Genomic DNA, 18115 nt, shown 5'->3' with positions numbered 1-18115 from the left:
CGGGTTGCATCGCTTATCTGGATGCCTACTTGCTACTGAGCGAACCTGAGACGACTGTTAATGCGGTGCTCAGGCCGGTTGGCCGAACCATGTGCCCAGCGCACGCGCCGGCGTGGTGGCGTCGAGGTCCCGCCCGGTGGGCAAGGCCCGGGCGACACAGCCCAGGTCCGCCGATCGGGTCACCTACTCCCACCTCAGCGCCACCCTTCCTACGCTCACGAGCACGGACTTCACCCGCCCCTTCGAGTTCGGGCCCGGCCTGCTCAGGACGTCCGAACCCGCGTCGGAACGGCATCCGTGGGAAGTGACCCACCCCGCTGCGTCTTATCGGATGCGGTGGGCCAGTCCGGTCGCCCGGCCCATCAGCCATTCGAGCGGCCCTCGCCGGAAGAAGCGGGACCAGAGGGTGGCGAGGACGGTGACGGAGGCGATGAGGCCGAGCAGGATGTGCAGGGGCGGGACGGCCGATTTCTCGGTGTCCAGGAGCCAGATGGCGACGATGTGGAAGACGTACGCCGTCAGTGACATCGAGCCGACCGCGATGACGGGCCCCGCCAGGCGGCGCAGCCGGGGGAAGGCGTCCGAGGCGGCCAGGCACGCGGTGATCACCAGGATCGCCACACCCGTGGCGGCCATGATGGACAGGGTCGCCTCGCTGTGCGGGGCTGAGGCCAGCATCCCGGCGGGGGTGTCGCCGAAGATGCCGATGCTGTCGGGTGGAAACTCGGGCCGATCATGGACTATCCGGCAGAAGGCTGCCGTGTCCCTGCCGAGTGGTGGGTGCTACCCCGCCGTGTGGCTGGAGCTGCCGCTCGCCGAGCCGCAGGAGCTCTACGTGGCTTTAGGGTCGAGGCGGCATGGGCCGGACGGCATGAATGAAGGTGAGGCGGAGCGCGTGATCCGGGTAGTGGTGGTCGACGACGAGGCACTGGTCCGCTCGGGCTTCGAACTCATTCTGGGCGCGTCCGAGGACATCGAGGTCGTCGCGACCGCGAGCGGCGGCGACGCGGTGGAGACCGTCCGGCGGGAGCGGCCGGACGTGGTGCTGCTGGACATCCGGATGCCGGACGTCGACGGGCTCACCGTCCTGCGCGAGCTGCGCACGAGGCCGGATCCGCCGGTGGTGGCGATGCTGACCACGTTCGACGCCGACGAGTACATCCTGACCGCGCTCAACTCCGGTGCGGCCGGTTTCCTGCTCAAGGACACCGAGCCGGAGCAGCTTGCCCACCTGGTGCGGACCCTGGTCGCGGGCGGTGTGGTGCTGTCGCCCAAGGCGTCGCGGACGCTGCTGCACAGCCACCCCGGCACCGAGGCGGCCGTCGACGAGGAGGCCGCGCGGGTCCGGCTGCTCACCCCGCGGGAGCGCGACGTCCTCGTCCTGGTGGCGGAGGGACTGTCGAACGCCGACATCGGGGCGCGCATCCACCTGGGGGCGGGCACGGTGAAGGACCACGTCAGCGCGATCCTCACGAAGCTGCGGGTGACGAGCCGGGTGCAGGCCGCGCTGCTGGCCCAGCGGGCCGGGCTGCTCGACGAGCGCCCGCGGTCGGAAGCCGGCCGATGAGCCGTGCACGCGCCGTGTGGCGGCGGGTTCCGGCGCCGGTCGTCGACATCGTCCTGGTGGCGGTGGCGGCCGTGGATGTGCTGGTGGTGGACATGTGGGAGCACACGCGCCCCGAGGTCACACTGGCCGCGGTCGGCTGCGCCGCGTTGGCGTTCCGGCGCAGGTTCCCGCTCGGCGTCTTCCTGCTCACCCTGCCCATCGCGCTGATGCAGGATGTCGCCGTCGCTGTGCTCGCGGCGCTGTTCACACTGGCCGAACGCTCCCGCAACCGCCGTCTCCTCGCGGTGTGCGTCGTCCTGGCCGCCGTCGCGAGCAGTACGCCGTGGCCCCTGGCCGAGGCGGACCGGACCATGACGCTGGTCTTCTTCGTGTACGGCCTGGCAACCAGCGTCGCCCCGGTCCTCTTCGGCCAGCTTCTCCAGGCACGACGGGACCTGGCGCGGCGACTGGCCGAGGTCGAGGAGGCCAGGGAGCACGAGCGGACCCTGCACGCCCAGGCCGTGCTCGCCCGTGAACGCGCCCAGCTGGCCCGCGAGATGCACGACGTGGTCTCCCACCAGGTGAGCCTGATCGCCGTACGGGCCGGGGCGTTGCAGGTCGCCGCCAAGGACGCGGACGCCAAGGAGGCCGCCCGCACGATCCGTTCGCTGAGTGTCACCACCCTCGACGAGCTGCGCACCATGGTCACGCTGCTGCGCGCCTCCGGCGGCAGATCCACCGAGCTGACCCCGCAGCCCACCTTGGCCGACCTGCGCAAACTGGTGGAATCCAGCGGCACTTACACGGAGCTGACGGGTGAGCTGCCGCCCACCGTGGGCACACCCGCCCAACGCGCCCTTTACCGCACGGTTCAGGAGGCGCTGACCAACGTCCGCAAGCACGCCCCCGGCGCCAACGCTCGCGTCGAGTTGTGGCAGGACGGGGACGGTATCGGAGTGACCGTCACCAACACCCCTCCCACGCGCCCCTCCCTCTCCTTGCCCGGTTCGCAGCAGGGCTTGGTCGGCCTGCGGGAACGGGCCGAGATCCTGCACGGCACCCTGGACGCGGGCCCGACTGCTCAGGGCGGCTACCGGGTCCGCCTGAGGGTTCCCCTGAGCGCGGACTGACCTGCTGTTCTGTCGGCTTGCGGCTCACGTGGCTCACGTGGCTCACGCGGCTCACGCGGCTCAGGTGGCTCACGGGCTCACGTGGCTCACGTGGCTCACGCGAATTACGTGGCTCACGTGGCTCACACGTGAGCCTCGGCCGGCAGCGGGCGGCGACGCCCCTGGACCGTGCTGCGCCGCGCGGTCTGTCATGCCTCCAGCCTTCAAGCCCGGCCGCAACGCGCCCATCCGGCAACTGTCGGGTCCACCCCCGCCAAGTGGCTGAACAACACCGCCTGTCCGGTCGCGCCGGACCGACCGGTCAGGACGGGACTCCGCCAGTCGGGAGAGCGATACCCGCCGATCGGCGGGGGAGAGCCCGAAGACTGCCGGATGGTCCACCCCCGGACGCCCACGCGAGATTCTCCGTATGACACAGACACAGCCGCCGCAGGAGACGTCAGCTCCGCAGGAGAACTCGTCTCCGCCGCCCCAGACCTCCCCCGGGTCCCCGGCCTCTCCCGGTCCCTCGATGGGACGCCTCGTCGGGGTGGACCTGGCCCGCGCGCTGGCGGTGTTCGGCATGTACGTGGTGCACATCGGCCCCCCGCTGTCCGCCACACATGGCGTCGCCAGCTGGATCCGATACATGTCGGACGGCCACTCGTCGGTCCTGTTCGCCACCCTCGCCGGGTTCTCGCTGATGCTGCTCGCCGGCCGCCGCGAGCCCAAGACCGGCCTGGCGGGCCGGCAGGCGAGGGCCCGCATCGCGATCCGCGCCGTGATCCTGCTGGCGCTGGGCACCGTGATGGCGATGGAGTACGGGGGCGTGATCATCCTCGGCTTCTACGGCGTCTACTTCCTCCTCGCCCTGCCCCTGGTGCGACTGAGCGTCAGGACCCTCGCGATCATCGCGGCCGCGTTCGCCCTCGTCGCACCGCAGCTGGCGTTCGTCCTCACCTCGCTGCTGACCCCGTCGGTCCAGCAGAGCATCAACACCTACGACCCGCTCCGCCACCTCAGCGAGGTCGGCGTACTCGATCTGCTGCTCACCGGTTTCTACCCGGCGCTCACCTGGATGTCGTTCGTGATCGCGGGCATGGCGCTGGGCCGCCTCGACCTCTCCTGCGGCACCATCCAGAAGCGCCTGGCCGCGCTCGGCGCCACCCTCACCGCGGCCGCCTACGGCATGTCCCTGCTGCTCGCCGGCAAGGGCGCGTTGCGGAGCCTCGCGGAAGACGGGCCGTCGTCGTCCGGTGGCTCCGGTTCGATGCCCACCGGCAGCGGGTCGATGCCCGCTGACGCAGGGTCGTTCCCCGACATGCCGGCGTCATCGCTCCTGACGGCCGGGCCGCACAGCGGCACCACGTTCGACATCATCGGCAGCGTCGGAATCGCGATCCTCGTGATCGTGGGCGCGACGGTGGCGATGGACCGACTGCCGCGACTGCGCCGCCTGGCCAAGCCGGTCATCGCCGTGGGCACCATGTCCCTGACCGCCTACGTCGGCCACTTCCTCGCACAGACCGCACTGTCCACACCCGCCGGAACCGGCACCCAGCAGTCCTGGCTGCCCCTGATCATGTACGTCCTCGGAGCCATCCTGTTCGCCGCGATCTGGTCCCGCTTCTTCCGCCGCGGCCCCCTGGAGTACCTGCTCAACGCCGCCACCAGGCCTGCGAAGCACATCCGATGAGACCCGGGCCGGGGTGTGAACCTCCACATTCCATTCCGGCCCGGGCCGCTCATGGATCCAGCGTCTGCCGTTGCTGCCCCATCGGTCAGCATGGCTTGCGAGGCGCTGCCGTGCTCACCCGAAGACGGGGGTGAAGGCAACGTTCAGGCGGGTGAGCCCGCGGAAGTTGAGGCTGCGCTGCCACTGAGGCGCCGTGCCGTCGAGCCTCAGGTCGGGAAGCCGGGTGAGGAGTGCTTCCAGGACGACAGCGCCCTCCAGCCGGGCCAGCGCCGCGCCGAGGCAAAAGTGCGGCCCGTATCCGAAGGCGACGTGCCGCCCGCCAGGCCGTTCGAAGTCCAGCACGTCCGGATCGGGGAAAGCGGCCGGATCTCGGTTGGCGGCACCACACACCAGGAGCACCACCTGCCCGGCAGCGATGGAGCGGCCCGCCAGGTCCAGGTCGTGCCGCGCCCGGCGCAGCATCAGCTGCACCGGGCTGTCGTAGCGCAGGAGTTCCTCGACCGCAGCGGGGATCAGGTCGGTCCGCCGGCGCAGTTGGTCGGCTGCCTGGGGGTGGCGCAGCAGGGCGAGAGCGGCATTGCCGATGAAGTGGGTGGTGGTCTCATGGCCGGCGATCAGAAGCAGGGCGCAGTTGGCGAGGAGTTCGTCCATGTCCTGGTCGGCACTCTCGGCCCGCGTGGTCAACAGTGCGCGCAGGGTGTGGGGTGCGGGCGGGGAGTCCTGGCGGGTGAGGAGTTCCCGGAGGTAGGCGAGCATGCGCGCCATGCTCTGCGAGGCGGCACGGCTGTCATCGGCGTCGAGCCTGGAACTACCGACGGCCGCGGCGATCGGGTCGGACCAGGAAGACAAGGCGGGTCGGTCCTGTTCCGGCACATCGAGGAGGTCGCAGATGACGGTCAGGGGCAGGGGGCGGGCGAGGTCCGCGACGATGTCCAACCGCCCGGTCGGCGCCGCACGGGTGATGATCTGCTCGACAGCCCCGGCGATCCGGTCGCGGAGCGTCGCTACTGCCCGGGGGGTGAAGGCTCTGCTGAGCAGGGCACGCAGCCGGGAGTGGTCAGGGGCGTCGCTGTAGAGCATCTGCCGACTCAGGACCCGGGCCAGCGGCCGTAGTTCCTCGGAGACGGCCTCGATGTCGGGATAGCGCACCGAGGAGAACCGCGGGTCGCCGGCGGCGCTGCTGACCACTGCATGGCTGGTCCCGATCCAGGCATCCAGCCGGGGGTCCCAGAAGAGGTCGTCGGCGCTCCGTAGCTCCTTGTAGAAGTCGTAGAGGCGCTCTTGGGTCCGGGGCCTCAGGGCGGACAGCAGGGACGCGGGCGAAGCGTGGGTGTGCATCGGCCCAAGCTAGCGCCGCAGCGGAATGTATCTGTCGGATTGTAACTTTCGGGCCATACCTCGTGCCACGGTGATATGGGACGTCGGAGCCGGGTTCCTCGCCACGCCGACCCGGGTTGGCCCGCTCGGGTGATTCCCCGCCGGGCGGCACCCGCTGTCCGGGGCCAGAGCGCGCCGTTCACCTCCGCCGCCCCTCCCCACGGGGTACCTCCGGGACACGGGCTGGCATACCGCAGCCTCGCTCACCGCACCCCGTACCCGAGAGGCTCGGACAGACATGCCGGACGCCGCGCGCATCGACGTACACCAACACCTGATCCCACCGGACCTCAGCCGTGCGATGGCCGAGCGGGCCGAGGCCCTCGGCTGGCCCGCTCCCGCGTGGGACGTGCAGAGCGCGATCGCGATGATGGACCGCAGATCGATCGCCACCGGTCTGCTGTCCTTCCCCGCGCCGGTCGCGGCTCCGGACGACCCCGCCGGTGCCCGCGCGGGCGCCCGGAGCGTGAACGAGTGCACCGCCGAAGTCGTCAAGGACCGGCCCGACCGCTTCGGTCACTTCGCCGTCCTCCCGCTGCCCGACGTGGACGCCGCACTCGACGAGGCCGCCCACGCACTGGACGAGCTGAACGCCGACGGGCTGATCGTCCTCTCCAACGTGCACGGCCGTTACCTCGGCGACCCGGCGTTCGAACCGCTCTGGGCCGAGCTGGACGCCCGCGCCGCTGTCGTCGTCGTCCACCCCACCGCGCCGCCGGTCGCGCCGGTCCCCGGACTGCCCAGCCCTCTGGTGGACTTCCCCTACGACACCGCCCGCACGGCCCTCCACCTGGCTCTGAACGGGGTGCCGGGACGATACCCCCGGATCAAGATGATCCTTCCCCACGCCGGCGGCTTCCTGCCGTACGCCGCCCACCGCTTCGCGGTCGCCGCCCGGCTCCACCCAGGCTCCACCCCCGAGGGCCTGCTGAGCGACCTTCGGCGCTTCTACTTCGACACCGCCATCTCCGCCGGCCCGGCCGCGCTGCCCTCACTGCTCGCCTTCGCCGAGCCCGGACACGTCCTGTACGGCAGCGACTTCCCCATGCTTCCCGAGGACTGGGCCACCGGATTCGACAGCGGGCTGGACACGTACCCCGACTGGCAACCCGGCCAGCTCCACGCCGTCAACCGGGGCAACGCCGAACTCCTCGTCCCTCGGCTCGCCCGGTCCTGACACCGCCCTTCACCGTGGAACGGAGGCCTGCCGTGCGCAGTGACGTGTGCGAGACCGACGGAGCGCTGCTCCACCACGAAGTGCGCGGCAGCGGGCCCGCCCTGCTGATGATCAGTGGGGCGGGAGGGGACGCCGGGTACTACTCGGGTGTCGCCGAGGAGCTGGCCGACGCCTTCACCGTGATCACCTACGACCGGCGAGGCAACTCCCGCAGCACGGGCCGCTCCGCCGAACCGATGGACCTCGCTCAGCAGGCGGCCGACGCTCGCGCACTGATCGAGTCCGTGGCGGGCGGACGCGCGCTCGTGTTCGGCAACAGCGCAGGCGCGATCATCGGCCTCACGCTGGCCGCGTCGCACCCGCGGGTGCTGACCGGTCTGGTCGCGCACGAGCCACCGGCCGTGAACGTCCTGCCCGACGGTGATCCCGACCGCTCTTTCTTCGACGACATGGCCGCGCTGTACGCCGAGGGCGGAGGCTCGGCGGCGGGACGCCGGTTCGCGGCGACGACGCGCGGCGAGGGGACGTACCGCTGGCCCGACGACCTCTGGAAACGGTTCCTGGGGAACCAGGACCACCTGTTCGGCACGGAGTGGCCCGGCTTCGCCGGCTTCCTTCCCGACGGGGCCGCGCTGAAGGCCGCGCCGTTCCCGATCGTGCTGGGCGCGGGCGCCGCCGACCGGGGTGCGTACTACGCGCGGCCCTCCGTCGAGATCGCCCGCCGGATCGGTGTGCCGTGGGTGGAGTTCCCCGGCATCCACATGGAGTTCCTGCGCAATCCGGCGATCTTCGCGGCGGCTCTGCGGGTGCTGGCGACCCAGATGCTGAGCCGCGAGGGCCGGGTGCCGCAGGAGTGGGCGCGGTAGCGGGCACAGCACAGCCGCTGTACAGGATCGGCTATTTCCTGAGGTCCTCGTGGTCCGGCGTGGAGCGCGTGCGGTCCTGTCGAGGGTGGTGTCGGTGGTGGTGCCCGCGGTGGGACCGGTGGCCGAGGGTGGCCACCGCCAGGACGGTCAGGACGGCCGTGCCCGCCGTCTCGACGTACAGGGTCGGGCGGACCAGCTCCGCGTCGATCGACTCGGTGAAGTCGAACAGGCCGGTGGTGAGGCTCAGGACCAGTGCGCCCAGAGTGCCGGCCGTGAACAGGGCGGTGACGGCGGCGACCGGGCCGAGCCGGCGCACGGGGGTGACCAGCAGCGCCACGGCGAGCAGTATGCCGACGACTCCGTTGAGCAGGAAGAGCGGGCCGATGACGGCGAGGCCCTGGTAGCCCTCGGCCCACAGGCGCAGATGGATCGCGGCCATCGCCGCCGTCAGGCCCGCGCCGGCCAGACGCAGGACGAGCCGGGCGGCCGTCTTGTCAGTAGCCATTGTTCTGAGAGGTGTCGTTGCCGGAGGATGCCGGGGCGCCGCCCACGGTGATGGTCGTCCTCATGCCGAGGTCCTTGTGGCCGTCGACCGGACAGTAGACCTTGTACGAGCCGGACTTCAGCGTCACGGTGAGGGTCGTGGACTGCCCCGGATCCAGCGTCTTGCTGCGGTTCTCGCCGCCGGGGCCCTCGATCTCCAGGGCGTGTTCGTGCTGGCCCTGGTTCTTCGCGGTGAAGGTGTACTGGCCGGGCTGGAACTTCCCCGTCGAGAGCGCGATGTGGAAGTCGGTCAGCTTCGCCGTGACCTGGGTCCCCGAGGTGGTGGACTTCGGCGGGGGCGAGGTCGTGGAGCCACCGGCGCTGCTGCCGTTGCCACCGCCTCCACAGGCGGCGAGCAGGGCCGTCAGGCCGCCTGCGGCGACGCCGAGGAGCACGCGTTGGCGGGTGGGTGGGATGGTCATGAATCGGTCCTCCGGATCGTCCCCCCGCAAGAGGTACGGAGCTGACGGGCCGAGGGATTGCAGGCCGCGGGATTGCGGGCCGAGGGATTGCGGACCGCGGGATCGCGCGGGCGGAGAATGGGGGTGAGGCAATCCAATCCGGGCGGCGGAACGTATCCCTGGTGTGCGGCGCATGGGCCTTTCCCACGGGCGGATGCCTGACGAGGCACTGCTCACCGGTCTGACGACGGGCGATCCCGAGCTCGCCGTCGCGTTCGTGCGCCGTTTCCAGCGCACGGTGTTCGGCGTGGCCCTCGCCGTCCTCGGCGACCCTCAACTCGCCGAGGACGTCGCTCAGCAGACGTTCGAGCGGGCCTGGCGGCACGCACAGGTGTACGACTCCCGGCGTGGCTCCGTACGGTCCTGGCTGACGGCCATCGCGCACAACCTCGCGATCGACACGGTACGGGCCCGGCGGGCGAGCCCGGCCGACCCGGAGGACCTGGACGAGCTGCTCGGCATCGTCACCGAGACGCCCGAGCGGCGGGCCCTCGCCGACGACAGCGCGGAGCGGGTCCGGCGAGCGGTGGCGGAGCTGCCGAGGGAACAGGCGCGGGCCCTGGTGATGGCCGGGATCTACGGGATGACGGCGCGGGAGGTCGCGGACGCCGAGGACGTTCCACTGGGCACGGCGAAGACCCGGATCCGGACCGGGACGCTCAAGATACGAGCCCTCCTCGAGGCGGAGGAGAAGCGGTGAGCGCCATGGAGTGCGAGCGGCTGCGGGAACTGGACGCCGAACTGGCGCTCGGTGTCCTGCCGGCCCGCGAGCGGGCCGAGGCGGTCGCCCACCTGGACCGCTGCCAGGACTGCCGGGAGCACGTCGAGCGGCTGACGGCGGTCGGCGACGGTCTGCTCGCGCTGCTGCCGGGCGCCGATCCACCGGTCGGTTTCGAGAGCCGGGTCGTACGGGCCCTGGGCGCGACACCCGCGCCGAAGCCCCACAGGCGCCGGCTGCGGCTGGCGGCGGCCGCTGTCGCCACGGCCCTGGCCTGCGGTTTCGGCGGGTGGGCGGTCGGCACGGCGATCGAGGGCACGCCACCGGTGGCCGCGCAGCGCACGGACGGCCGCCTGCGGGAGGCGGCCCTGGTCTCCGACGGCCATGAGGTGGGCCGCATCTTCGCTCACACTGCCGGAGAGGGGACCGGTGGCCGGGGCTGGGTGTACATGTCCGTCGACCTCGAAAGGGCCGACCGGGGCCCGGCGCGGTGTCTGCTCGTACACGCCGACGGGTCGACGGTCCCGGTGGGTTCGTTCCCGCTCAAGGGCGGTTACGGGTCCTGGGGGTCACCGGCCGAGGTCGATCCGGCGACGGTGACCGGCGCCCGTCTCGTGGCCCCGGACGGGAGCGTCCTGGCCACGGCGCACTTCCCGGCGAGCCAAGGGCACTGATCCCCGATCCCCGGTCCGCTGCCCTCTTCACCGGGCACACTCACCGACCGTCTCCCGGCGCGGTGCCGTGGCGACGCTGGCGGTGGGTGTACGTGGTGATGGCCTGCCACAGGTGACGGCGGTCGACGTCGGGCCAGAGCTCCGGGGTGAAGTGCAGCTCCGCGTAGGCCGTGTGCCAGGGCAGGAAGTTGGAGGTCCGCTGCTCGTTGCCGGTGCGCCAGAGCAGGTCGACGTCCGGCATGTCGGGGTGGGGCAGGTGGCGGGCGAAGTCCTCCTCGGTGATGAGGTCGGGATCCAGATGGCCGGCCCGTACCCGGCGGGCGAGGGCGGCGGCGGTGCGGGTGAGCTCGTCACGGCCGCCGTAGTCGATGCACATCGTCAGCGTCAGGCCGGTGCGGGTACGGGTGGTGCGCTCCCGCAGGTGCAGGAGCTCCACCAGGTCGGACGGCAGACGGCGGGCGCGGCCGTGCCAGCGCAGCCGGACGTCGAGTTCGCCGAACGGGTCGTCGGCCACTTCGCTGCGCAGCAGGCCGAGGATGGCGTCGACCTCCTGCGCGCCGCGGTTCCAGTTCTCCGTGGAGAAGGTGTAGAGCGTCAGGTGCCGCAGCCCGATGTCCAGGGCGCCGTGCACCACCTCGCGGACGGCGGCGGCGCCTGCGCGGTGGCCCTCGTGCCGGGGCAGACCGCGCCGCTGGGCCCAGCGGCCGTTGCCGTCCATGATCACGGCGACGTGGGTGGGGAGCCGTCCCGGGGGGATCGACGGGGGCCGCCGGCCGGTGGGGTGGGGCGGTGGGGGACGGAGCACCGTGGTGAGGGCCGGGCGGTCGGTCGTGGGAGGGACGGCGTGGCCGGTGCGCCGGGCGGGTGGCACCGTCAACGGGGTCAGGCTCCAGGCCAGGGCGGCGCGGACCCGGGCGGGGGCGAGGATGCGGGCCCGGACCGGGAGCGCGGGCCGGGGCCGGCGCCGGAGCAGGGCCGGACCGCAGCGGCCGATGGCGTCCAGCTGGGCGCGCAGCAGGGCGGCCATGGTGTCCAGGACGGTGGCCGGGCCGGGGTGCATGCCGCGGCCGAGGCCGTCCTGGCTCACCCACCGGCGGGCCAGTCCGGTCAGGTCGGTGACCAGGGCGGCGACGGCGGGGCTCCAACGCCGGTGGGCCAGGTCCTGCGCAGCCCCCGGGAAGGGCCGCACGGCCTCGTCGGGCAGGAGGAGGTCGCCCTGGGCGAGGTCCGCGGACAGGTCGGTGAGGATGTCGGTGAGCCGGACGCCGTCGAGGAACTCCTCGTAGGTCTCCCGGGTGTCCATGCGGAGGGCCACGGGCACACCGGCCCGGTCGAAGAGGGCGCGGACCTGGCCGAACCAGGGCAGCAGGTTGTCCCGGCCCCAGGTGCGCCACGCCGCCCAGTCGTCGAAGCGCCTGCCGCGGGTGTCGTCCCGGACCTGAGTCATGGCGCCGTCCAGTTCGGACAGGTCCAGGCCCCAGCGGGCCGTGGTGTCCAGCAGGGCGTGGCGGATCGGGTCCGGACTCGTGCCGCTGGGCAGCTCGCTGCGCAGCGCGGTGATCCACTCCTCGACCCGGGCGGCGCGTTCGGCCGCGGGCGCGGTGCGGTCATCGCCCAGGTCGTCGAGCGCGTTGGCCGCCGCCCACAGGGCCCAGCAGGCCGGACGCAGCGCCGGGGGCACCAGCTGGATCAGCGCGTACTCCGCCGGATCCTGCTCCCGGGTCCGGCGCCGGCACAGCCCGTAGGCCGCCCGCAGCGCCGGATCGTCGCCGATCACCGCCCCTGCGGCGGTCGCTCGTCGGTCTGCCGGTCGTGTGTTCGCGCGAGGCACACGACTCCCAACGAGGACGGCTCGGTCCAGGTTGTGCGGCGAGCGGGTGGGACGGTGCGCACGGGTGCGCGGGTGTGCCCCGGACGCCGGTGCCTTCAGGTGCCCCGGCCACGGTCGGAGTGGCCGGAGCAGGGCCGCCCCGGACTCAGCCCCGGCGGCGGGCGATGGCCCGCTGGAGGGCTGTGCGGAGCTCCGGGGGCGGGGGCGGGGCGTTCGTCTCGGCGCTGGCCGTCACAGCGGCGGCCACCTCGCGGAGCTTGGTGTTGGAGAGCTGGGACGTCTCGCGCAGGATGTGCCAGGCCTCGTCGGAGGTGCAGCCGTGGGTGGCCATGAGGATCCCACGGGCCTGGTCGATGACCGGGCGGGAGGCGATGGCCTGGCGGAGCTGCTCGACCTCCTCCTGGAGGACGTGCAGTCGCTCCGCGCGCTCCAGGGAGACCACGGAGGAGCCCAGGGCCGGAGCCGGGGCGTCGGGGGCGGGCTCGGAGTGGAGCGGGTCCGTGGTGTCCAGGCCCGCGAGCTCCAGGATGCGTCGCGGCTGGCCGTTCCAGTTCGTGGCCGTGACCGTCAGCGAGCGCTGCCGGCCGTAGTCGCCCAGCAGGTCCAGGAACTGCAGACCCGCCGTGTCCATGAAGTGCACGCCCCCCATGTCCAGGTCCACCCGCGTGATGCTGTGCGGCAACTCGGCCAGAGTCCTGGCCAGAGTTTCCGCGCAGCCGTGTACGAGCTCACCGCGCGGGGTGAGCTCGGCGCGTTCCGCGTCCACGCGACCACTGATGACCAGTGGACTCAGCCTTCCTGTGAGATGTGGTGATGCCGCAGTGGTCATGTCACCGCCTTCTCGGTCCTCGTCGGTCGTGTTCGTCCTCACCGGATCTGCACGACGTCACTCGCCCCCGTGGACGTCCGTGAGGTGCGCCTGCCCGCCGTACGGCTTACTACACACAGATGTGGGGAATGACCTCTCCCCGGGTGGGTACGAGCGCTGTGGTCCAGAACGTGGGGAGAGGGGCGTGAACACTCCGTATCAGGTGCCGGGCGCCGGTCACCGTGGTTCCGTGCCGGGTCTGGCAGTGTTCCCGCTGGCCGGGCGGAGCGGGGTCCGGGCGGCCGGTGAGGTCGGCCTGACGACCCGTGCGATCTGGGAAGGTGTACTGGAAGAGGCCGTTCGCGAGGATGACGACGTGTACTACCTGGAGCTGTCCGACGTGACCTTCGTCGACGTCGCCGGCGCGGGTGCGCTCGCGGACGCCGCCCGGCGGCTCACGGACGGCCGGCGTTTCGTGGTACGGCGGCCGCCGCCGGCCCTGCGGCGCACGCTTGACCTTTTGTGGCCCGGCCAGGCGGGGATCGAGGTGACGACGTCATGACCACTGCCGTGACCGACCCCTTCGGGCCCTCGGAGTCCTTCGTCCACCCCGCGTTCTTCTACCGGGACGAGCAGGAGTACCTCGGCGGCACCATCCCCTTCGTGCGCGAGGCCCTGGCGGCCGGCGACCCGGTCGCGGTCGCGGTGCCCGGCAAGAACCTGGCCCTGATCAGGGAGGCCCTGGGCGACGCCGCCGACGCCGTGCGGCTCCTGGACATGTGCGAGGCCGGACGCAACCCCCGGCCGGATCATCCCCGGCGTGCTGCGCGCCTTCGCCGACGCCCAGCCGCCCGGCAGCCGGGTGCGGATCATCGGCGAGCCCGTCTGGGCCGGGCGCTCCGACACCGAGTACGCCGCCTGCGTCCAGCACGAGGCGCTCATCAACGCGTCCTTCCGGAGCAGCGCGGCGACCATCCTGTGCCCGTACGACGTCGGGCAGCTGCCCGAGCACGTCCTCGCCGACGCCTGGGCCACCCACCCCAAGGTCATCCGCTCCGGCTCCGGGCACGCGGAGGACAGCGAGGCCTACGCGCCCGCCGACATCGTCGCCCGCTGCAACCAGCCGCTGCCGCCCGTGCCGGACGCACTGACGTTCGCCTTCGACTCCGCCTCGCTCCCCCAGGCCCGGCACGTGGCCGTCGGGGAGGGCTCACGGCACGGCCTCACCGGCGTCAAGCTCGACGACCTGGCCCTCGCCATGGCCGAACTGACCACCAACAGCGTGATCCACGGCGGTGGTACCGGAGTGCTGCGGGTGTGGACCGAGGACGGGTACGTGGTGTGCGAGGTGCGCGACGAAGGGCGCCTCGTGGACCCGCTGGCCGGGCGCCGGCCCGTACCCCGCGACCAGCGCGGCGGGCGCGGGCTGCTGCTGGTCAACCTGATCGCCGACCTGGTGCGGGTGCACACGGCCGACAGCGGTACGACCGTGCGCTGCTGGTTCGACCGCTGAGGGGCACGCCCCCCCGGCGGCCCCTGTCCCCGGCGGCTCACGCCCCCAGCGGATCCAGCGCCAGCGGTTCGATCCGCCCCTCCAGCATCGCGCCGAGGCCCTGCACCGCGCAGACGTCCGGGCGCTCCGCGATGTGCACGGGCATGCCGGTCGCCTGCCGCAGCATCTGGTCGAGGCCCGGCAGCAGCGCGCTGCCGCCGACCATCATGATCCCCCGGTCGGCGAGGTCGGCGACCAGGTCGGGCGGGCAGTCCCGCAGCACCTTGCCCGATGCCGTCCAGGATCGCGGTGAGCGGCGTCTGGATCGCGTCCCGTACGGCGGCGGTGTCGACCTGGACCGAGCGGGCCAGGCCGGTGGCGACGTCCCGCCCGTGGATCTCCGTCGAGGCCGGACCGTGCGGGGTGAGGCCGTTGCCCGAGAGGGCGAGCTGCAACGGCCGTACCGACTGGCTGGGCAGCATCAGCTCGTGCTCGTGGCGCAGGTGCTGCACGATCGCGTGGTCGACGGCCTCGCCGCCCACCGGGATGCGCTCGGCGGTGACGATGGACCCGAGGGACAGCACGGCCACCTGCGTGGCGGCCGCCCCGCACACCATGATCATCGTGGCCTCGGGCTGCTCCACGGGCAGCCCGCAGCCGACGGCGGCGGCGATCAGCGTGTCCACCAGCTCCACCCGCCGGGCCCCGAGACCGACCAGCGTCTCGATCGCGGCGCGCTGGGCCAGCGGGTCGGCGTCGTGCGGGGTGCAGGCCGCCGCCCGCAGGATCGGCTTGCGGCGCAGGCTGCGGCGCATCTTGTCGCCGAGCAGGTGACGCAGCATGCGCTGCGCCATCTCGATGTCGACGACGGTGCCGCCGCTCACCGGCCGTACCACCCGGATGTAGTCGGGTGTGCGGCCCGTCATCTTCTCCGCGAGTTCGCCTACCGCGATCAGCGCGCCGGTGCGGCTGTTCACGGCGGCGGCGGACGGCTGGTCCACGACGAGCCCGGCGCCCTTGACGAAGACGCGTGTGCGGGCGGCTCCCAGGTCGACGGCGAAGTGGCAGCGGCGCAACTGCTCCAGACTGGCGGTCATGGCAGGTCCTCCCGAGAGCACAGACCGTGGGGGGCCGCCAGGTGGCGGGCCTCGCAGACGTGGGGCCGCCGGGCGGCGGGCCTCCCTCGCATCGTGCGCGGGAGGCGCCGGGGCCGCCTTTCCTGGGGGGCCGGGCGGGGCGCCGCCGAACGGGGGGTTTGATCACACAGCGCCCTAGAGGGAGCGGGCGGCCTCCAGGAGGGGGGCCAGGGAGGTGACGGTGGTTTCGCAGCCCGCCTCGCGGAGTTGCCGGCCGGTGGTGGCGTTGCGGGCGAGGCCGATGAAACGCAGCCCGGCCCGCTGGGCGGCGGCCAGCTCGGCGACCGTGGACCCGATGACCAGGCCCGTGGCGGCGGACCCGGCGCAGGAGTCCAGGGCACGCAGCAGGCAGTCCGGGTGCGGGGTGAGGAGTTCGGGATCCTCGGCGCGGCCGTGGACACCGGCCAGGGGGAGCGTGCCGTAGGGCCTCAGGTAGCGGTGCACGGCGTCGGCGCAGGCGTCCGTGACCACGCACACGCTGCGGCCGGGGGCGTGCAGGGCGCGCAGCAGGGGCACGGCGTTGTGCGTCGCCGGGGCGTGGGGCACCGCCCGCAGTTCGAGGTCGTCCAGACGCTCGCGCAGCACCGGCCCCAGCGGGTCGTGTGCGAAGGCCCGCAGCACGTCCAGCGGATGTGTGAACGTCTCCCGCCACCCGGCGGCCACGGCGTCCGGGCCGCGGTGCTCGGCGACGAGGCCGAGCAGGTCGAGCACCGCCTCCTGCGCGGCGTTCGCCGAGAACAGGCGGGCCATGGGCCCGTCGAAGCCGAGCAGCACGGTCTCGGCGTCACCGAGAAGACCGGCCGGCGAGGGCGCCGGCGGAGCCGCGCCCTGCGGCCCGGGCAGCGCCGCACCCTCCGGGGCCAGCTGCACCGACGCCGTCACCGACAGCCCCGGCACCGGCCACCGGCGCAGCCCGGCGTTGACCGCCCGCTGGGCGGCGCCCGCCCGGCGCAGCGGATGACGGCGGGTGATGCGGGCCGCCTCCTCCACCAGATGGTCGAGCAACCGCTCGGAGACCCGGCTCACCTCGGCGCGCACGAAGGCGACCGGGTCGTCCACGTGCCAGGACAGCTCGGCCGACGCGGCGAAGACACCCTTGCCTGAGCCGGGCAGGGAGACCAGGTAGCGGGCCTGGTGGGTGGTGAGGTCCACCTCGTAGTACGTCACGTGCCGGGGCGGTCCGTCGCCGTGCGGCTGGGCGGGGTTGAGGAGGGTCAGCGGTCCGTCGGGCCGCGTGTGGACGACGGCCGTGCGGCCCGGGGCCGGTATGCCGAGCCGGCGCAGGTCGCGCGTGATGAACGGGCCCCGCACCAGGTCGCGTGCCTCGGGCTCGGGGGCGGCCGCGGCGGGGGACAGCGGGCAGTGCCAGGCGACGGGCGGGGTGTCCGCGGCACCGCCCTCGTAGACGGGCTGGAACCGCTGGGGGCCCTGGGCCGCCGAGCTGGCGGCGAACTCCTCGTACAGGGCCGGGGAGAGGAGGACCTGGATGTCGGCGGGCACGGGCGGGGCCTCGGGCGGCGGGGCCGGCCCGTCCCAGAACGTCACGGTGAGGGGCGGCGGGTCGACCAGCCCGGTGAGGACTTCGGGGAGCCCGCGCAGGACCGCGACCAGCACGGGGAGGACGTAGGTGCCGGGCTCGGTGTGGACGACGTAGCCGTTGTCGCGGACCCGGACGTCGAACCGGTGGGCGGCGAGGGCGCCCCGGGAGAGCATCTCGTGCACCGCGTACTCGAGGGTGATGCGAGCCTCGGGGCGGCCGGTGAGGTCGTCGGCCTCGAAGTGGATCGTGGGGGCGGTGTCCTGCTCGGACGACCCCTGGTCCGGTCCGTCCCGCGTGGTCTCGAGGTCCAGCCTGAGGGCGCGCAGGCGGTCCCGGGTGGCCGCGGCGGCGGGGCCCGGGACGCCGTCGAGGGGGTCGCCGTACCAGAGGTCGAGGGCGCGCCGGAGCTCGGTGGGCCCGCGCATGGTCGCGCCGAGGAGTTCCTCGCAGTGGAACACGTCGACGTAGACGTCCGGGACGTGCAGGGCGTAGGCGTCCTGGAGGGTGACGAGGGCGCCGGGGGGCAGCAGTCGTCGCAGCTCCGGAATCAGATCCTCGATGCGGGCGGCGGCCTGGCGTTCCCCCGGGGGTTCCTCCCACAGTCCCCGGGCCAGCTCGGCGCTGGTCACCCGCCGCCCGTGGCGCAGGAGCAGCATGCACAGCAGGGCCTGGACTTCCGGCGAGGGAAGCTCGCGGGGGAACATGGCGTCGCTGATGCGCAGGGGGCCGAGCATGGTGATGTGGAGCGGGGCCGACCACTGGGCCATCCCGGGCAGTGCGGCGGCGTAGCGGGCGGCCTCGTGCAGCTTGCGCCCCTCGACCAGGTCGAGCAGCTTCCGGTATTCGGCGGGGACGGACAAGCCCGCGCCCAGCTGCTTGAGCAGCCAGCGGAACTCGGCCATGTCCGACTCGGGGTCCTTGCCCCGCGACTCCTCACCCAACGCGACCCGGCTGATCATCACGGTGCCGTCGGGCCGCAGCAACAGGCCGTCGGCCCCGCGCGCCCCGCGCACCAGACCGTGGGCGTGGAGGGCTTCGAGGCCGGCCAGGCCCTGGCACACCAGGCGGGCGAACATCCGGAAGGAGAGCCCCGAGAGCACCTCGGCCAGCGTCAGCCCGTCCACGAACTCCGTCACCACGT

The 18115-nt window shown here is 72.9% G+C and carries 14 protein-coding genes and 3 pseudogenes; 9 read left to right on the top strand and 8 right to left on the bottom strand.

Features of this window, described 5'->3' with window-relative positions:
* Positions 1–324: 324 nt before the first annotated feature.
* Positions 325–717, bottom strand: a pseudogene (locus SSQG_RS12030) (DUF418 domain-containing protein); the annotation flags it as partial.
* A gap of 154 nt (positions 718–871) precedes the next feature.
* Here SSQG_RS12030 and SSQG_RS12025 point away from each other — a divergent pair.
* The 3 genes from SSQG_RS12025 to SSQG_RS12015 all read left to right on the top strand — a co-directional run bounded on the left by SSQG_RS12025 (position 872) and on the right by SSQG_RS12015 (position 4351).
* The gene (locus tag SSQG_RS12025) at positions 872–1567 is read left to right on the top strand and encodes a response regulator (RefSeq protein WP_003990031.1); all 696 of its coding nucleotides are present in this window, start codon (positions 872–874) and stop codon (positions 1565–1567) included.
* Positions 1564–2676 carry a sensor histidine kinase gene (locus SSQG_RS12020; protein ID WP_003990030.1) on the top strand — a complete coding sequence of 371 codons (1113 nt, stop codon included), beginning with the start codon at positions 1564–1566 and terminating at the stop codon, positions 2674–2676. The genes SSQG_RS12025 and SSQG_RS12020 overlap by 4 nt, the downstream gene beginning before the upstream one ends.
* 511 nt (positions 2677–3187) lie before the next feature.
* A complete protein-coding gene (locus SSQG_RS12015) occupies positions 3188–4351 on the top strand; it encodes a DUF418 domain-containing protein (RefSeq protein ID WP_039932462.1) in 1164 nt (387 codons plus the stop codon).
* Between the two features lie 114 nt (positions 4352–4465).
* On the opposite strand, the gene SSQG_RS12010 is transcribed toward SSQG_RS12015, so the two are convergent.
* The gene (locus SSQG_RS12010; protein WP_003990028.1) at positions 4466–5689 is read right to left on the bottom strand and encodes a cytochrome P450; all 1224 of its coding nucleotides are present in this window, start codon (positions 5687–5689) and stop codon (positions 4466–4468) included.
* A gap of 277 nt (positions 5690–5966) precedes the next feature.
* On the opposite strand from SSQG_RS12010, the gene SSQG_RS12005 reads away from it, so the two are divergent.
* The gene (locus tag SSQG_RS12005) at positions 5967–6905 is read left to right on the top strand and encodes an amidohydrolase family protein (RefSeq protein ID WP_003990027.1); all 939 of its coding nucleotides are present in this window, start codon (positions 5967–5969) and stop codon (positions 6903–6905) included.
* Between the two features lie 32 nt (positions 6906–6937).
* On the top strand, positions 6938–7771 hold the full coding sequence (locus tag SSQG_RS12000; RefSeq protein ID WP_063749157.1) for an alpha/beta fold hydrolase: 834 nt from the start codon (positions 6938–6940) through the stop codon (positions 7769–7771).
* A gap of 31 nt (positions 7772–7802) precedes the next feature.
* Here the strand turns inward: SSQG_RS12000 and SSQG_RS38155 are convergent, their stop codons facing one another.
* Both SSQG_RS38155 and SSQG_RS11990 read right to left on the bottom strand, forming a co-directional pair.
* Positions 7803–8276 carry a hypothetical protein gene (locus tag SSQG_RS38155; protein ID WP_003990025.1) on the bottom strand — a complete coding sequence of 158 codons (474 nt, stop codon included), beginning with the start codon at positions 8274–8276 and terminating at the stop codon, positions 7803–7805.
* A complete protein-coding gene (locus SSQG_RS11990) occupies positions 8266–8736 on the bottom strand; it encodes a cupredoxin domain-containing protein (protein ID WP_003990024.1) in 471 nt (156 codons plus the stop codon). Before SSQG_RS11990 ends, SSQG_RS38155 begins: the two co-directional genes overlap by 11 nt.
* A 193-nt stretch (positions 8737–8929) precedes the next feature.
* Here SSQG_RS11990 and SSQG_RS11985 point away from each other — a divergent pair, with 193 nt between their 5' ends.
* Positions 8930–9475: an RNA polymerase sigma factor gene (locus SSQG_RS11985; RefSeq protein WP_244299099.1), complete on the top strand. Its 546-nt coding sequence runs from the start codon at positions 8930–8932 to the stop codon at positions 9473–9475.
* Positions 9476–9480: 5 nt separating this feature from the next.
* Positions 9481–10167 carry a hypothetical protein gene (locus SSQG_RS11980; RefSeq protein ID WP_039934990.1) on the top strand — a complete coding sequence of 229 codons (687 nt, stop codon included), beginning with the start codon at positions 9481–9483 and terminating at the stop codon, positions 10165–10167.
* A 40-nt stretch (positions 10168–10207) separates the two neighbouring features.
* On the opposite strand, the gene uppS is transcribed toward SSQG_RS11980, so the two are convergent.
* Both uppS and SSQG_RS11970 read right to left on the bottom strand, forming a co-directional pair.
* Positions 10208–11944 (bottom strand): polyprenyl diphosphate synthase, encoded by a 1737-nt coding sequence (gene uppS, locus SSQG_RS11975; protein ID WP_039932458.1) that lies wholly within the window; start codon positions 11942–11944, stop codon positions 10208–10210.
* 199 nt (positions 11945–12143) lie between these two features.
* Positions 12144–12827 (bottom strand): ANTAR domain-containing protein, encoded by a 684-nt coding sequence (locus SSQG_RS11970; protein WP_003990020.1) that lies wholly within the window; start codon positions 12825–12827, stop codon positions 12144–12146.
* Between the two features lie 229 nt (positions 12828–13056).
* Between SSQG_RS11970 and SSQG_RS42615 the strand changes: the two genes are divergently transcribed.
* Together SSQG_RS42615 and SSQG_RS43425 are read left to right on the top strand one after the other, a co-directional pair.
* Positions 13057–13368 (top strand): STAS domain-containing protein, encoded by a 312-nt coding sequence (locus SSQG_RS42615; protein ID WP_244299097.1) that lies wholly within the window; start codon positions 13057–13059, stop codon positions 13366–13368.
* A pseudogene (locus SSQG_RS43425) lies at positions 13365–14319 on the top strand (anti-sigma factor RsbA family regulatory protein). Before SSQG_RS42615 ends, SSQG_RS43425 begins: the two are co-directional and overlap by 4 nt.
* A 37-nt stretch (positions 14320–14356) precedes the next feature.
* Here the strand turns inward: SSQG_RS43425 and SSQG_RS11955 are convergent.
* Both SSQG_RS11955 and SSQG_RS11950 read right to left on the bottom strand, forming a co-directional pair.
* Positions 14357–15395, bottom strand: a pseudogene (locus SSQG_RS11955) (rod shape-determining protein).
* Positions 15396–15569: 174 nt separating this feature from the next.
* Positions 15570–18115, bottom strand: a 2546-nt coding sequence (locus tag SSQG_RS11950) for an HAD family hydrolase (RefSeq protein ID WP_338117250.1), incomplete at its 5' end; no start/stop codon positions are given.

Source organism: Streptomyces viridochromogenes DSM 40736 (genome assembly GCF_000158955.1).
Classification (GTDB): domain Bacteria; phylum Actinomycetota; class Actinomycetes; order Streptomycetales; family Streptomycetaceae; genus Streptomyces; species Streptomyces venetus.
The sequence above is the reverse complement of the archived record's forward strand: the minus strand, read 5'-3'. Positions and strand labels throughout refer to the sequence as shown.

Bases quoted from the DNA above. Each gene is read 5' to 3' on its own strand.
- SSQG_RS12025 (WP_003990031.1), top strand. From the start codon at position 872: ATGAATGAAGGTGAGGCGGAGCGCGTGATCCGGGTAGTGGTGGTCGAC.
- SSQG_RS12020 (WP_003990030.1), top strand. From the start codon at position 1,564: ATGAGCCGTGCACGCGCCGTGTGGCGGCGGGTTCCGGCGCCGGTCGTC.
- SSQG_RS12015 (WP_039932462.1), top strand. From the start codon at position 3,188: ATGGGACGCCTCGTCGGGGTGGACCTGGCCCGCGCGCTGGCGGTGTTC.
- SSQG_RS12010 (WP_003990028.1), bottom strand. From the start codon at position 5,689: ATGCACACCCACGCTTCGCCCGCGTCCCTGCTGTCCGCCCTGAGGCCC.
- SSQG_RS12005 (WP_003990027.1), top strand. From the start codon at position 5,967: ATGCCGGACGCCGCGCGCATCGACGTACACCAACACCTGATCCCACCG.
- SSQG_RS38155 (WP_003990025.1), bottom strand. From the start codon at position 8,276: ATGGCTACTGACAAGACGGCCGCCCGGCTCGTCCTGCGTCTGGCCGGC.
- SSQG_RS11990 (WP_003990024.1), bottom strand. From the start codon at position 8,736: ATGACCATCCCACCCACCCGCCAACGCGTGCTCCTCGGCGTCGCCGCA.
- SSQG_RS11985 (WP_244299099.1), top strand. From the start codon at position 8,930: ATGCCTGACGAGGCACTGCTCACCGGTCTGACGACGGGCGATCCCGAG.
- SSQG_RS11980 (WP_039934990.1), top strand. From the start codon at position 9,481: ATGGAGTGCGAGCGGCTGCGGGAACTGGACGCCGAACTGGCGCTCGGT.
- SSQG_RS11970 (WP_003990020.1), bottom strand. From the start codon at position 12,827: ATGACCACTGCGGCATCACCACATCTCACAGGAAGGCTGAGTCCACTG.